At 60.1% G+C, this 13828-nt stretch carries 13 protein-coding genes; 12 read left to right on the top strand and 1 reads right to left on the bottom strand.

Annotation, left to right across the window (positions count from 1 at the left end):
- Positions 1 to 141 precede the first annotated feature (141 nt).
- Complete coding sequence (locus K289_RS0134020; RefSeq protein WP_027555545.1) at positions 142 to 1251, top strand: CaiB/BaiF CoA-transferase family protein; 1110 nt, start codon at positions 142 to 144, stop codon at positions 1249 to 1251.
- A 305-nt stretch (positions 1252 to 1556) separates the two neighbouring features.
- Here the strand turns inward: K289_RS0134020 and K289_RS0134015 are convergent, their stop codons facing one another.
- Entirely contained in the window at positions 1557 to 3098 is a 1542-nt protein-coding gene (locus K289_RS0134015) for an acyl-CoA synthetase (RefSeq protein WP_027555544.1), read from the bottom strand.
- Between the two features lie 273 nt (positions 3099 to 3371).
- Between K289_RS0134015 and K289_RS46095 the strand changes: the two genes are divergently transcribed.
- The 11 genes from K289_RS46095 to K289_RS46075 form a co-directional block, all read left to right on the top strand.
- Positions 3372 to 4046, top strand: a complete 675-nt coding sequence (locus tag K289_RS46095) for a TetR/AcrR family transcriptional regulator (RefSeq protein WP_051311089.1) — start codon at positions 3372 to 3374, stop codon at positions 4044 to 4046.
- Positions 4047 to 4203: 157 nt separating this feature from the next.
- Complete coding sequence (locus K289_RS46085) at positions 4204 to 4956, top strand: SDR family oxidoreductase (RefSeq protein WP_084788824.1); 753 nt, start codon at positions 4204 to 4206, stop codon at positions 4954 to 4956.
- 312 nt (positions 4957 to 5268) lie between these two features.
- Positions 5269 to 6432: an acyl-CoA dehydrogenase family protein gene (locus K289_RS46080; protein ID WP_198024820.1), complete on the top strand. Its 1164-nt coding sequence runs from the start codon at positions 5269 to 5271 to the stop codon at positions 6430 to 6432.
- A gap of 12 nt (positions 6433 to 6444) precedes the next feature.
- A complete protein-coding gene (locus K289_RS0133990) occupies positions 6445 to 7626 on the top strand; it encodes an acetyl-CoA C-acyltransferase (protein WP_027555543.1) in 1182 nt (393 codons plus the stop codon).
- 23 nt (positions 7627 to 7649) lie between these two features.
- Positions 7650 to 8411 (top strand): SDR family NAD(P)-dependent oxidoreductase, encoded by a 762-nt coding sequence (locus K289_RS0133985; RefSeq protein WP_027555542.1) that lies wholly within the window; start codon positions 7650 to 7652, stop codon positions 8409 to 8411.
- On the top strand, positions 8408 to 9583 hold the full coding sequence (locus K289_RS0133980; RefSeq protein ID WP_027555541.1) for an acyl-CoA dehydrogenase family protein: 1176 nt from the start codon (positions 8408 to 8410) through the stop codon (positions 9581 to 9583). The genes K289_RS0133985 and K289_RS0133980 overlap by 4 nt, the downstream gene beginning before the upstream one ends.
- Complete coding sequence (locus tag K289_RS0133975; protein ID WP_027555540.1) at positions 9580 to 10647, top strand: phosphotransferase; 1068 nt, start codon at positions 9580 to 9582, stop codon at positions 10645 to 10647. Before K289_RS0133980 ends, K289_RS0133975 begins: the two co-directional genes overlap by 4 nt.
- Positions 10644 to 11420, top strand: coding sequence for an enoyl-CoA hydratase/isomerase family protein (locus tag K289_RS0133970; protein WP_027555539.1), 777 nt, complete (start codon positions 10644 to 10646; stop codon positions 11418 to 11420). The genes K289_RS0133975 and K289_RS0133970 overlap by 4 nt, the downstream gene beginning before the upstream one ends.
- Before the next feature lie 11 nt (positions 11421 to 11431).
- On the top strand, positions 11432 to 12595 hold the full coding sequence (locus tag K289_RS0133965) for an acetyl-CoA C-acetyltransferase (RefSeq protein WP_027555538.1): 1164 nt from the start codon (positions 11432 to 11434) through the stop codon (positions 12593 to 12595).
- A complete protein-coding gene (locus tag K289_RS0133960) occupies positions 12592 to 13587 on the top strand; it encodes a nitronate monooxygenase family protein (RefSeq protein ID WP_027555537.1) in 996 nt (331 codons plus the stop codon). Before K289_RS0133965 ends, K289_RS0133960 begins: the two co-directional genes overlap by 4 nt.
- A 35-nt stretch (positions 13588 to 13622) precedes the next feature.
- On the top strand, positions 13623 to 13828 hold a 206-nt coding region (locus tag K289_RS46075; protein WP_156918335.1), incomplete at its 3' end, for an ATP-binding cassette domain-containing protein.

Genomic DNA, 13828 nt, shown 5'->3' with positions numbered 1-13828 from the left:
GGCGGTGCGGTCCGTACCGAATGGCAAGGCCGGCAACGAACATCTGTTGCGATCGCCATGGCAGCCGAGCTCGAACTCGGATAGCCGCATTCACTACGCAAGCAATTGGCGATGAAAGAAATGTCTGATGGGAGATGCAACATGGTTGCTGCTTCGGGCTCGAAGACGGCTGAAGCCGGGGGCCCACTTGCCGGAGTTCGTGTGGTGGAATTCGCCGGCATCGGTCCCGGCCCATTCGCCTGCATGATGTTGGCGGATATGGGAGCCGAAGTTGTGACTCTTGACCGTATTGGTGCTCCCCGAAACTTGAAGGGAGTTGCAGCGCGCGGTCGTAAATGGGTCGATGTCGACTTGAAGGATGACAGGAGCAGAGGTGAGGTCATCGAGCTTCTCAGCACGGCTGACGCTCTCGTCGAGGGTTTCCGTCCAGGCGTGATGGAGCGCTTGGGGCTCGGTCCCGATGTGATTCTTAATCGCAATGCTCGGATTGTGTACGGACGGATGACGGGTTGGGGCCAACATGGGCCACTCGCTAATGCAGCCGGTCACGACATCAACTATATCTCGATCACCGGCGCGCTCGCCGCGATCGGCCCACGCGAAAGACCCATCCCGCCGCTCAATCTGGTTGGTGACTTCGGCGGAGGTGCGCTCTATCTCGTCGTCGGACTCCTTGCCGCCTTGATGGAGGCGAAAAAGTCGGGCAAGGGGCAAATCGTTGACGCCGCAATGTGCGACGGAGCGGCCTCGTTGATGACCATGTTCTTCGATATGAGCGCTACGGGCAATTGGGTCGAAGGTCGCGAGCAAAACATGCTGGACGGAGGCGCGCATTTCTACGGAGTCTTCGAATGCGCTTGCGGCAGCTTTGTCTCGATTGGATCCATCGAACCGCAATTCTACGCGCTCCTGCGACGGTATGCAGGCCTGCTTGATCCCGATTTCGATGCTCAGATGGATCCCGCAGCCTGGCCAAAACTGAAGCAGAAACTTACAGAAGTTTTTAAGAGCAAGACGCGCGAGGAGTGGTGCAGGATCATGGAAGGCACCGACGTTTGTTTCGCCCCGGTCCTGACGATGACGGAATCCTCGCGACACGAGCACATGGTTTCGCGTGAAGTCTTCCTCACTCGCCACGGGGTCCTGCAGCCTGCGCCGGCGCCGCGGTTTTCGAGGACCCCTTCAATGGTTCGCGAGCCGGAAGAATTGACGCTTGCGGCGATCGTGGGTTCTTGGAGAGACCGGCGATAGGTCTATTCGGCCGCTGCGTGTAGGCGCCTATTTGCAATTGTGCGCCAATATGACAGTTGTCGAGCAGTGTGGCCCAGATTGCCGAATGCGTCTATCAACGCATTCGAAGAGACATTCACCGAGCGCCAAGGCATGTCGATGGGTCGCCATTAGAATGCCGCCCCGCATCTCCTAGCTGATCATATCGGGGCGGCCTGTGAAAAGAAGCGGCCCTGTGCTGTTGCCGAGTGTCCGCGCGGGCGGCCTATGATCCGGTCGCTCGCGCTCTCTGTTTTCGAACAGTTTGTCGCCGTGATAGCAAATTGCTAGGCCGCTTTCTCCGGCCAATATCGTTTGCGCAACTCCTGTTTCATGAGCTTGCCCGTTTGTGAACGCGGGACTTCATGCACGAAGTCGACGCTGCGGGGCGCCTTGTAGCTGGCAACACGATCTTTCACGAAGGCGACGATCTCTTGAGCCAAGTTGTCGCTGCCTTCGATGCCGGGCATGAGTTGCACGATGGCCTTCACTTGTTCGCCCATTTCTGGATCTGGAATGCCGATGACGGCCACGTCTGCGATAGCGGGATGAACGACTAGAACGTTCTCAATTTCTTGAGGGTATATGTTGACACCACCCGAAATGATCATGAACGCTTTGCGGTCGGTCAGGAAAACAAAACCGTCCGCATCGACGTGTCCGATATCGCCGACCGTCGTCCAATAACGATGTGCAGGATGTTGCGCGGCTTGAGTCTTTTCCGCTTCGTCATGGTAGACAAATGGCAACCTGTCGCGTTCGAAATAGATGATGCCCGTCTGCCCCGTCGGAAGCTCACCGCCTTCCTCGTCGCAGATATGAATTGTCCCAAGCACGGCGCGACCGACGGAGCCGGGCTTTCTGAGCCACTCCTCGGGCCCGATAACGGTCATGCCGTTCATCTCAGTGGCGGAGTAATACTCCCACAATATCGGCCCCCACCACGTCATCATCTCTCGTTTGACTTCAACGGGACAAGGTGCGGCCGCATGAATAGCGATCTGCAAACTGCTGATGTCATACCGGCCGCGAACTGACTCTGGCAGTTTAAGCATCCGCACAAACATCGTTGGGACCCACTGACTGTGGGTCGCCTTGTAGTGTTGGATGGCAGCCAAAGCCGCTTCGGCGTCGAACTTGTCCATGACCAGCGCGGTACCGCCCAACGCTTGGACGGTGGCACAGGTTCGGAGCGGCGCTGCATGATAGAGAGGCGCAGGAGACAAGTAGATAGTTCTCGCATCGAATCCGAAGTTCGATGAGAACATCTGCACCATGGTGTCGCCTGGCTCGGAAACCTGTCGTTCCGGCAACGCATGCTTTACGCCTTTGGGCCTTCCGGTTGTGCCGGAAGAGTAGAGCATGTCGGCGCCACGAGGTTGTGACGATGGCATGGTCGTGCGAGCAGCTTTCAGTACTTGCTGGTACGACTCGTAACCGGGCAGATCTCCTTCGAGGCTGACGCGACGTTTGAGCTGGTCATGCCCGCCAATTCTTGAGGCCGTCTCAACTCCGCCCCGGCCCACGAATAAAGCGGCAGCGCCGGAGTTGGCGAGCATGTAATCTACCTCATCCGGACTCAATCGGTAGTTTATAGGCATCAGGTACAGACCCGAACGCTGAGTGGCCCAGTAGATATCGAAGATCCAAGGGCTGTTGTCCGAGAGTATGCCCACCACATCGCCGGGCCGCAGGCCCGCGTCAAAGAGCCAGTTCGCAACTCGCCGTGACCGATCCTCTAGTTCGGCATAGGTCACGACCTCACCGGTCGCCGTCATGATGAGGGCAGGGCGGTCCGGATTTGTAAGCGCGTGGATCCCCGGATACATAAACACTCCCTGGATGTCGCCCTTCCGAGGAAGCGGCGGTGTTGGATTTCGAACGGGATTGGCTGGCGAGGTTCGTGATCGTCGAGTGATCGCTCGATGTCGGCCCATCTCGCAACGACGCGTTGCTGGCTATTCCGGTAAGTCGGGCAACGCCTTTCCTGCCTTCCTCCCCTTGGATTTACTTGAAGTTCGGGCTTGAATAAGAACTGATATTGATGTCACATTACTGATTGTGGGCTGGTGGTCAAGCGGCCCCAATGCTAAGGGTTGCAAATGCTGGATACCGATGATTCTGCGTTGGAGCCCTTGGCCCCCGCCACGGCGAAAGGGGCGGCGATGCGCCAACGCCTCCTGGATGCTTCGGCGCGAGTCTTCGCGCGCAAAGGGTACGAGGCCACCAGGGTAGAGGACATCGTCAAGACTGCCCGCACATCCTACGGCAACTTCTATCGGCACTTTCGAAACAAAGACGAGATTCTGCTGGCCGTGCTGCGGCCGCTGGTCGATGAGATCTACGTTGCGAGCAAGCGCCGGATCGGACGTTCACTGAAAGCGACCGAAGCGGAATTCATCGAAAACACGATCGCTTATCTCAAGATCTATGCTCGGCACCGCAAATTATTGCGGGTCATGCGCGAAGCGGCGGCTCGAGGTGAGAAGGCCACATTCCTATCTCTCTACGTCTCGGAACGAAGCCGCTTCGTGAGACGAACCACAACCTGGCTAACACGACTGCAAGGACTGGGTGAACTAAGTCGTGAACTAGATCCGGAAATGGCTGCAGAGGTGCTCGGTTCTACGATGGAGCAGATTGCCTACATGAAGTTTGATCTAGCGCCGAAAGATCCGACCGATGCTGAGATCGAGCACATAGGCTCGCACTGCGCGAAGGTCTGGTATCGGGGCGTGTTTGGGGTGGCTCAAGAGACCACCGACGCCCCGAATTGAAGAGGTGTCGTCCCAGGGCAGAACTCATCTGCCGCTTTGCGTCGCGACGAGATAAGAGCGAAACAAGATCGTGAGTTGCCTCTCGGCCTCGCTACTGTCGGCGGGACGCATAACCCGCTCGCAGAAGGGCGGCACCATTCCGTAAAGCGCTGTCGTGATGGTCTGGGCGATCACGTGCACATCGGAGAAACTAGCATCGCTGGCGGTGGACAGCGTCGCCTCGATCGCCTTTGCACTTCGTCCAGCCGATGCGAGGCAGGCCATCGGGGATGACGTCGATACAGTCTGCGTCGACATCTCCAAGATCGCAGATATCGAGTCGCTTCGTGCTCATGTCGAAGGCAAGCATGGTCGCGTCGACATCATCTTCGCGAATGCCGGCGGCGGGCGGCCAGGCTTGTTCGAGCCGATGTCGGAGGAGGATTTCGATTTCACGGTCAATACTAATTTCAAGGGCACCTATTTTACGGTGCAGAAACTGCTCCCGCTCATGACTGGCGGCGGCTCGGTGATCCTGAACACCTCAACCCTCGGTAAACAAGGACGTCCCTTTACGAGCGTCTATTCGGCGACGAAGGCGGCAATTCGCTCCTTGGCACGGACCCTCACGGGGGAACTATCCGAGAAGGGAATTCGGGTGAACGCCATGGCGCCGGGTCTGATGGACACGGATCTCGCGCGTAAGACGGGAATGAGCGAGGAGATGATCAAGCAGGCGAACGCCCAGGCACACGCGGTAATTCCGATGCATCGCAGCGGCACCGCCGATGAGATCGCAAAAGCTGTCCTGTTTCTCGCCTCTGATGAATCAACCTACGTGACAGGCATCGAGCTCTGCGTCGATGGACTGGCCCCGCACTCATCGAGCGTCGCCGCCGTCGATGCCTGGCGCGCATCTCGGATTCAATGAAGCCGGCCCGGCCTCTTATTCCAGCTCCGTGACAGGGCGCGCTGTCTCGCGCGCCTAAGCGTCAGCCTGCGCCCCCGGTCGCAAGCCGATTTGCGAACTCAGCTTGACGAGGCTGCCAATTCAGTAATATGACGTCAATATCACTTTTAGCGCCAATTCAGAAGCGCGGACGTTTCGCCGGGGAGGAGCCGATAACATCGGTAAAATAGCAATGAAAACAATGATTTCATCGCTCTTCCCGGGAGCCGCTTTCGTGCTCGCGCTCAGTTGCCGTGGTGCGACCTCCGGCGAAAACTCGACGGGGTGCGCGTCGTGATCCTCAATGAAACACAGACGGCAATACGCGATGAGGTGCGAAGATTCGCCCAAGAGCGAATTGCTCCCCGCGCACGCGAGTTCGAGCAGGCCAAAGGATATCCAGCGCAGCTCTTTGAAGAGCTCGCGGGTCTTGGTCTCATGGGAATGATCGCGCCCGAAGAAGAGGGCGGAGCGGGCGCTGACTACGTCTCCTATGCAGCTTCGCTCATCGAAATCGCGGCAGCGGACGGCGCGCTATCGACCATCCTCAGCATCCAGAACAGCCTGATCGTATCTGGCCTCCTGAAGGACGGCACGCCGGCACAGCGAGCCAGCTTTCTGCCTTCGCTCATTTCCGGTCGAATGATCGGCGCCTTCGCTCTTACGGAGGCAGAGGCAGGTTCTGACGCTTCTGCGTTGAGGACGCGGGCGACCCGTGCAGGCTCTGGTTACAAGCTTAACGGTGCGAAGCAGTTCATCTCGTCCGGTCGAACCGCTGGCCTCGCGATCGTGTTCGCGGTCACAGATCCTTCTGCAGGCAAGCGCGGTATCACAGCTTTTCTCGTCCGCACGGACAGCCCGGGTTACAGCGTCGAAAGGATTGAGAGCAAGCTAGGACAAGCTGCGTCAGACACATGCGCTCTACGGTTCGACGACGTGTACGTCGAAGGAGAGATGCGACTTGGTCAGGAGGGGGCTGGTTATTCAATCGCGCTCTCCAATCTTGAGGCTGGCCGCATAGGCATCGCCGCCCAATGTATTGGAATGGCTCGTGCGGCTCTCGAAGCGGCTGCGAGATATGCGGGCGAGCGAAAGAGCTTCGGCGCTCCAATCATTTCGCATCAAGCCGTCGGATTTCGTCTTGCGGATCTCTCCGCCCGGTTGGAAGCGGCTCATCAACTGGTGTTGCATGCAGCCGCAATGAAGGACGCGGCTCTGCCGTGTCTAAAAGAAGCGTCAATGGCCAAGCTCGTCGCATCCGAAACGGCCGAGGCGGTGGTCTCCGGTGCGCTGCAGACGTTCGGTGGCTACGGCTATCTGGAGGATTTCTCCGTCGCCAAGATCTATCGAGATGTGCGCGTCTGCCAGATCTACGAAGGCACCTCGGACATCCAGCGAATGGTCATTGCGCGCGAACTCGCCCGAGAGGCGGCAGCGCGCGACCAGTTTCGAAACTAACGGAAGGTCTCCATGTCCATGTCCGATCCAGTTGTTATCGCGAGCTACGCGCGTACGCCCATCGGGTCCTTTCAGGGGGCGCTTGCGCGCTTCAAGGCCACCGAGCTCGGTGCGGCGGCAACGAAAGCGGCAGTCGAACGTGCTGGCATCGAGGCGGAGCGGGTCAATCAGGTCGTGATGGGATGCGTGCTGCCGGCCGCGCTTGGTCAAGCTCCCGCACGGCAAGTCGCGTTGGGGGCGGGATTGCCGCTGAGCGCGCAGGCGACCACTGTCAACAAGATGTGCGGTTCGGGTATGCAAGCCGCGATCTTGGCCCATGACGCGCTCGCCGTGGGCTCCGCCGACGTTGTCGTCGCAGGTGGCATGGAGAGCATGACGAATGCTCCATATGCCCTGCCCAAACATCGCGGCGGCGCGCGCATCGGGCACGATCGCGTCGTGGATACGATGATGATGGATGGATTGGAGGATGCGTACACTCCAGGCAAGGCCATGGGCGCCTTCGCGGAAGATGCTGCGCGCGAGTTTCAGTTCGGTCGCGACGCACAAGATGCATATGCGCTCCGGTCCTTGGATCGAGCTCGGACGGCAATCTTCAGCGGCGCATTTGCCGACGAGATAGTAGCCGTGTCGGCGGCCGGCAAGAATGGATCGGTCGTAGACACGGACGAGCAGCCAGGAAAGGCTAAGCCCGAGAAGATTTCGCTCCTGAAGCCCGCGTTCGCGGCTGACGGCACGATCACCCCTGCCAACGCGTCGTCCATCTCTGATGGAGCCGCTGCCCTCGTGATGACCCGCCGAAGCATCGCCGAGAAGCTGGGGCTTCCAATCGCCGCCACGATCCGTGCGCACGCAGCGCATGCTCAGGCGCCGGCTCTTTTCACGACCGCTCCCGCGCCGGCAATTCAGAAGGCCCTCGCCAAAGCGGGGTGGGGCGCCTCGGACGTCGATCTCTACGAGATCAACGAGGCATTTGCCGTTGTGGCGATGATCGCTGCGCGTGAGCTCGACATTCCGGCCGAGAAACTCAACGTCAACGGCGGTGCGACCGCCCTTGGCCATCCCATCGGCGCAAGTGGCGCCCGAATCATTGTCACGTTGGTGGCCGCACTCAAGGCGCGGGGGCTAAAGCGCGGCGTGGCCAGCCTCTGCATTGGGGGCGGCGAAGCGACGGCAATGGCCATCGAAATCTGAACATCGGAAAGGACAGGGAAATCATGCAAATCAAGGGAACAGCCGCAATTGTGACCGGCGGCGCTTCTGGTCTTGGCGGCGCGACAGCGGAGCTACTGGCGGCCGCGGGCGCCAAGGTTGCCATTCTGGACCTCAACACCGAGCTGGGTGAGGCTCACGCCAAGACCATCGGGGGGCTCTTCATCAAGGCCGACGTGACTGACGAAGACGGCGTCGAACAGGCGCTCGAGTCAGCAGAGCGCATGCACGGAAAGGCGCGCATCCTGGTCAATTGTGCCGGCCTCGGACCGCCCGGTAAAGCGATCGGTCGAGACGGCAAGGCGCTGCCGCTGCGCGACTTCGCCAGGACCATCAACATCAATCTGATCGGCAGTTTCAACGTGCTCTCGAAGTTCGCCGCCCGCCTTCATGCGTCCGAGACTGTCGGTGAGGAGCGGGGCGTTATCGTCAACACGGCCAGTGTTGCTGCATATGATGGCCAGATCGGCCAAGCCGCCTATTCAGCATCAAAGGGTGGAATTGTCGGCATGACGCTGCCCCTTGCCCGTGAGTTCGCGCGTTACGGCATTCGAGTGATGACGATTGCGCCAGGCATCTTCCTTACCCCGCTGTTGATGTCGCTTCCGGAAGAGGCGCAGAAGTCGCTGGGCAAGCAGGTCCCCTTTCCGAGCCGGCTCGGTCATCCGTCCGAATTCGCTCAGATGGTCGAGTCCATCGTCGCCAATCCGATGCTGAACGGTGAAACAATCCGCCTCGATGGCGCCATCCGAATGGCACCAAAATGAGCGGGGTCGGCGCGGAGCGTACTCAAGAGATCGCGGATCGCGTCGAGCGCTTCGTTCGGGACGTCGTGGTCCCGTTCGAGCGCGATCCTCGCCGTGATCATCATGACTGTCCAAAGGACGAATTGGTCACCGAGTTGCGTGAGCTGGCACGGGCTGCGGGCGTATTGACGCCCCATATCCTGGCTGATGGTTCACATCTTTCGCAGAGCGAGACCGCAATCGTTCTGGCCAAGACGGGTCTATCGCCGCTTGGTCCTCTCGCATGCAATACGGCGGCTCCCGACGAAGGCAACATGTACCTTCTCGGTAAAATCGGCTCGCCCGAGATCAAGGAGCGCTTTCTAAAGCCGCTCGTCGCGGGCCGCGCGCGTTCCGCCTTCTTCATGACCGAACCGGCCGAAGAGGGCGGAGCGGGATCCGACCCATCGATGATGACCACGACTTGTCGTCCGGATGGCAACCAGTGGGTTGTAAATGGTCGCAAGGCTTTCATCACTGGAGCTCGCGGAGCCGAGGTCGGCATCGTCATGGCGAAGGCCGAGGAGGGCGCCTGCATGTTCCTCGTCGATCTGCCCGACCCCGCAATTACCATCGATCACGTGCCCAACACGATCGACAGTTCCATGCCGGGCGGCCACGCCGTCGTGACCATCCGCAATCTGCGCATCCCGGCTGATCAAATGCTCGGACACCCGGGCGAGGGGTTCAAGTACGCGCAGATCCGGCTTGCGCCGGCCAGGCTGTCGCATTGCATGCGCTGGCTCGGCGCCTGCATTCGTGCCAACGAGATCGCGACCAAGTACGCCAACCGCAGGCAGGCGTTCGGCAAGACGCTCATCGATCACGAGGGAGTTGGCTTCATGCTTGCTGACAACCTCATCGACCTGAAACAAGCTGAGTTGATGATCTCCTGGTGCGCGAGCGTGCTCGACACTGGTTCGCTGGGAACGAACGAGAGCTCCATGGCCAAAGTCGCGGTGAGCGAGGCGCTCATGCGGGTAGCCGATCGTTGCGTCCAGGTAATGGGCGGAACGGGTGTCACTAACGAAACCATCGTCGAGCAGGTGTTCCGCGAGGTTCGTGCATTTCGCATCTACGACGGTCCTACCGAGGTGCACAAATGGTCGCTCGCGAAGAAGATCAAGCGTGACTGGCAAAAGGCAAACTCGTGAGCGCCCTCGACGAAGCTGCAAATTCCGGATTGGCAGAGCCCTCCGATGCCCATCGTCTCGACGAGGAGGCCTTGTCGCGCTGGATGACGGCTAACGTTGAGGGGTTTCGGGGTCCGCTAAGCGTGTCCAAGTTCAAAGGTGGTCAGTCGAACCCGACTTATCGTCTTCAGTCCGCGGATGGCGTTTACGTGCTTCGACGAAAACCACCAGGACCGTTGGTTTCCGGCGCGCACGCGGTCGACCGCGAAGCACGCGTCCAGCGTGCGCTGTCGCAGGTCGGATTTCCCGTGGCGCACATTTACGGCCATTGCGCCGACAGGTCCGTCATTGGAAGCGAGTTCTATGTGATGCAGTTGGTGGAGGGCCGGATTTTCTGGGACGCGACCTTCCCCGGAGTGGGCCGAGAAGAGCGTCCTTCCTACTTCAACGCCATGTGCGACGTGATCGCGCAACTCCACTCCGTCGATCCAGCGTCGATCGGCTTGGGCGATTACGGAAGGCCGGGTAGCTACTTCGCGCGTCAGATTAGTCGCTGGACGCGTCAGTATCAGGAAGATCCGGACGCCGGTCGCGACGCCAACATGGATCGCCTCGTCAAGGAGCTTCCGGGGAGGGTTCCATCCGGTGACGAGGCCTCGATCGTCCATGGGGACTTTCGTTGCGACAATCTGATCTTTCATCCGAGCGAGCCGCGGATCATCGCGGTGCTGGATTGGGAACTATCAACTCTCGGGCATCCTCTTGCCGACTTCGCCTACCATGCGATGATGTACCGCATGCCCCCGCACATCGTCGCTGGCCTGGCGGGCGCAGATCTGGCCGCGCTCAATATCCCGAGAGAAGAAGACTACATCGACAGGTATTGTCGAGCGACCGGTCGCGACGCGATTGCCGACTGGCAATTCTACGTTGCTTTCAACTTCTTTCGGCTTGCGGCGATCATGCACGGCATAGCCGGCCGCGCGTTGCGCGGGACGGCTTCGTCGACGCAGGCCGTCGAGCGCGGAAAGACGTTTCCAGAGCTGGCCGCGCTGGCGGTTCGCGCAATGGAGGATCCATCATGAGCGGTCCGGTCGAGCTCTCCTGTGTCGACAGAATCGCGACGTTGACCTTGTCGCGCCCGAACCACGGCAACACGATTGACCCTGCCATGGCCCTCGCTCTTCTGAAGGCCGCCGAGCGTTGCGATGAAGATGGCGATATTCGATGCGTCATTCTGACTGGGCGCGGAAAGCTCTTCTGCGGAGGCGGCGACGTCGGGGCTTTCGCCGCGGCTGGCGCCGACGTGTCGGCCTTCTTGGAGGATCTAGCGGGGACGCTGCATGCCGCGATCGTGCGCCTCATGCGTATGCGAAAGCCGTTGATCACCCTCGTGAACGGGCCTGCGGCTGGAGCCGGTATGAGCTTGGCAATGATTGGGGACTTCGCGTTGGCGGCGCGTTCCGCCCACTTTAGCGCTGCCTATACCGCATTGGGCCTCAGCCCGGACGGAGGAATGAGTTGGCTGCTGCCGCGAGTGGTTGGCCTCAGGCGTGCCCAGGAGATTATTCTGTCCAACCGGCGCGTATCGAGCGACGAGGCTGAGCAGATTGGTCTCGTTACGCGCATTGTTGAGGACGAGCAGTTGGTTGCCGCTGGTGCCGAGATCGCTGCAAAGCTCGTAACAGAACCTGTGGCGGCGCTCGGCGCCGCACGCGGTCTCTTGCTCGAAAGCTACGGTAGCACGTTGGAAGCACAGCTGGAGCGGGAGACGCGAAGCATAGCCGAACTCGGAAGCTCGGATGAATCGCGTCGTCGCGTTGCTGGGTTTGCAGCTCGTCGAAGTTCAAACGGATGAAGGAACAGGCCATGGCAGAAGCTTATATTGTCGAAGTAGTACGGACGGCAGGTGGCAGGCGCAACGGCAAGCTTGCCGGATGGCACCCCGCCAACATGGCGGCGGAAACTCTCAACGCGGTCGTGGATCGCTCCGGAATCGATCCAAGCGCGGTGGAGGACGTAATCCTGGGGTGCGTAACGCAGGCCGGCGAGCAGGCGTTTGCCTTCGGACGGAACGCGGTACTCGCTTCCAGGCTCCCGGGGTCCGTTCCGGCCGTGACGATCGATAGGCAGTGCGGCAGCTCCCAGCAGGCTGTTCAGTTCGCCGCCCAGGCGGTGATGTCTGGCACTCAGGATGTCGTGATAGCGGCCGGCGCCGAAAGCATGACCCGCGTACCGATGTTCTCGAACATTTCGCTACACCAGAAGGAAGGCATCGGGACCGGCCCAATCAGCGACCGCATTCAGAAGCGCTTCGGCGTGGAGACCTTCAGCCAGTTTGAGGGTGCCGAGATGATCGCAAAGAAATACGGGTTTGATCGGCCGACACTGGACCAGTTCGCTCTCGAAAGTCATCGACGCGCAGCAGCGGCAACGAAATCCGGAGCCTTCAAGAACGAGATCGTTCCGCTGAAGATCGAAGGCGGCGAGCACACTGTGGACGAAGGCATTCGATTTGACGCTTCGCTGGAGTCCATCGGCTCGGTCAAGCTTCTGAAGGACGGTGGTGTCGTCAGCGCCGCCAATGCAAGCCAAATCTGCGACGGCGCCTCCGCGGCGCTGGTCGTTAGCGAGAAGGCTCTCAAAGAACACAATCTGAAGCCGATCGCGCGCATCGTCGGTCTTACGGTGACCGCCGGCGATCCCGTCATCATGCTTGAAGAGCCGATCAACGCGACCCGCCGAGCTCTCGCGAAGGCGGGAATGAAGATCGGCGATATCGACCTTTACGAAGTCAACGAGGCGTTCGCACCGGTACCGCTTGCTTGGCTTCAGGCGATCGAGGCCGACCCTGCAAAGCTCAATGTCAACGGCGGCGCAATTGCTCTCGGTCATCCGCTCGGCGCCTCTGGTACGAAGCTCCTTTCGACTTTGGTCCACGCTTTGAGGGCCCGCGGCAAGCGATACGGCCTCCAGACGATGTGTGAGGGCGGAGGCATCGCCAACGTGACGATCGTTGAGGCTTTGGGATGACTTTCCAAACCCGCTTCACGGAGCTTGTCGGCGTCGTCCATCCCGTCATGCAGGGCGGCATGATGTGGGTCGGGCGGGCGGAACTCGCCAGCGCGGTCTCCAATGCTGGCGGGTTGGGCGTCATCACGGCTTTGACCCAGCCGACCCCCGACGATTTGCGACGGGAGATCGATCGCTGCCGGTCGATGACCGACAAGCCTTTCGGGGTCAACCTTACGATACTTCCTTCGGTGGCGCCGCCCCCTTACGCGGAGTATCGAAGGGCAATCATCGAAAGTGGGATCAAGGTAGTCGAGACGGCTGGTGCCCGGCCACAGGAGCATGTGGAGGAGTTCAAGTCCCACGGCATCGTCGTCATCCACAAGTGCACTTCGGTTCGGCACGCCCTGTCTGCCGCGAAGATGGGAGTCGACGTCGTATCGATCGATGGCTTTGAGTGCGCAGGACATCCCGGAGAGGACGACGTACCCGGTCTGGTATTGATTCCCGCCGCGGCAGACAAGATTTCTGTTCCGATGCTGGCCAGCGGCGGCTTCGGCGATGGTCGTGGTCTCGCGGCTGCCCTGGCTCTTGGGGCCGACGGAATCAATATGGGCACGCGGTTCTGCGCGACGGTTGAAGCTCCGATACACGAAGCAGTGAAGAATTTTCTGGTTCAGAACGACGAGCGCGCAACCAATCTCATCTTCCGGAAGTTTCGGAATACAGGTCGCGTCGCCAAAAATAGTGTGTCCGATAAGGTCGTTGAGATCTCGAGCGTGCCTGATGCCGCGTTCGAGGATGTCCGACCATTGGTGTCAGGGGCAAGGGGACGCGTTGCGCTCGAGACAGGCGACCTCGACGCCGGGCTGATCTGGGCCGGACAAGTCCAAGGGCTCATTCACGACGTACCTACCTGCCAGCACCTGATCGAGCGGATCGTTGCTGATGCCAAGGTTACGATTCGTGGGCGGCTTGCTGGATTGCTGAAGTCCGAAGGTCTCGCGGTCTGAAGAGAGCGCCGGTGCACCGGCGTGCGGAGAAGTGCATGATTCAAGTGAGGCAAATGAGGGATCAAGGAGCTCTGCTCTTGGTTCGTGACGTGACGGTCGCTTTCGGCGGCATCGTTGCGCTCAACGGCGTGTCCTTCGACATGCACAAGGGCGCCATCCTCGGCCTGATCGGCCCCAACGGTGCCGGCAAGACCACGCTGTTCAACTGCCTTTCCCGGCTCTACCAGCCCTCGTCGGGCGA

This window comes from Bradyrhizobium sp. Cp5.3 (assembly GCF_000426265.1).
In the GTDB taxonomy this organism is placed as follows: Bacteria; Pseudomonadota; Alphaproteobacteria; order Rhizobiales; family Xanthobacteraceae; genus Bradyrhizobium; species Bradyrhizobium neotropicale.
This window is presented reverse-complemented; position numbering and strand designations above follow the sequence as displayed.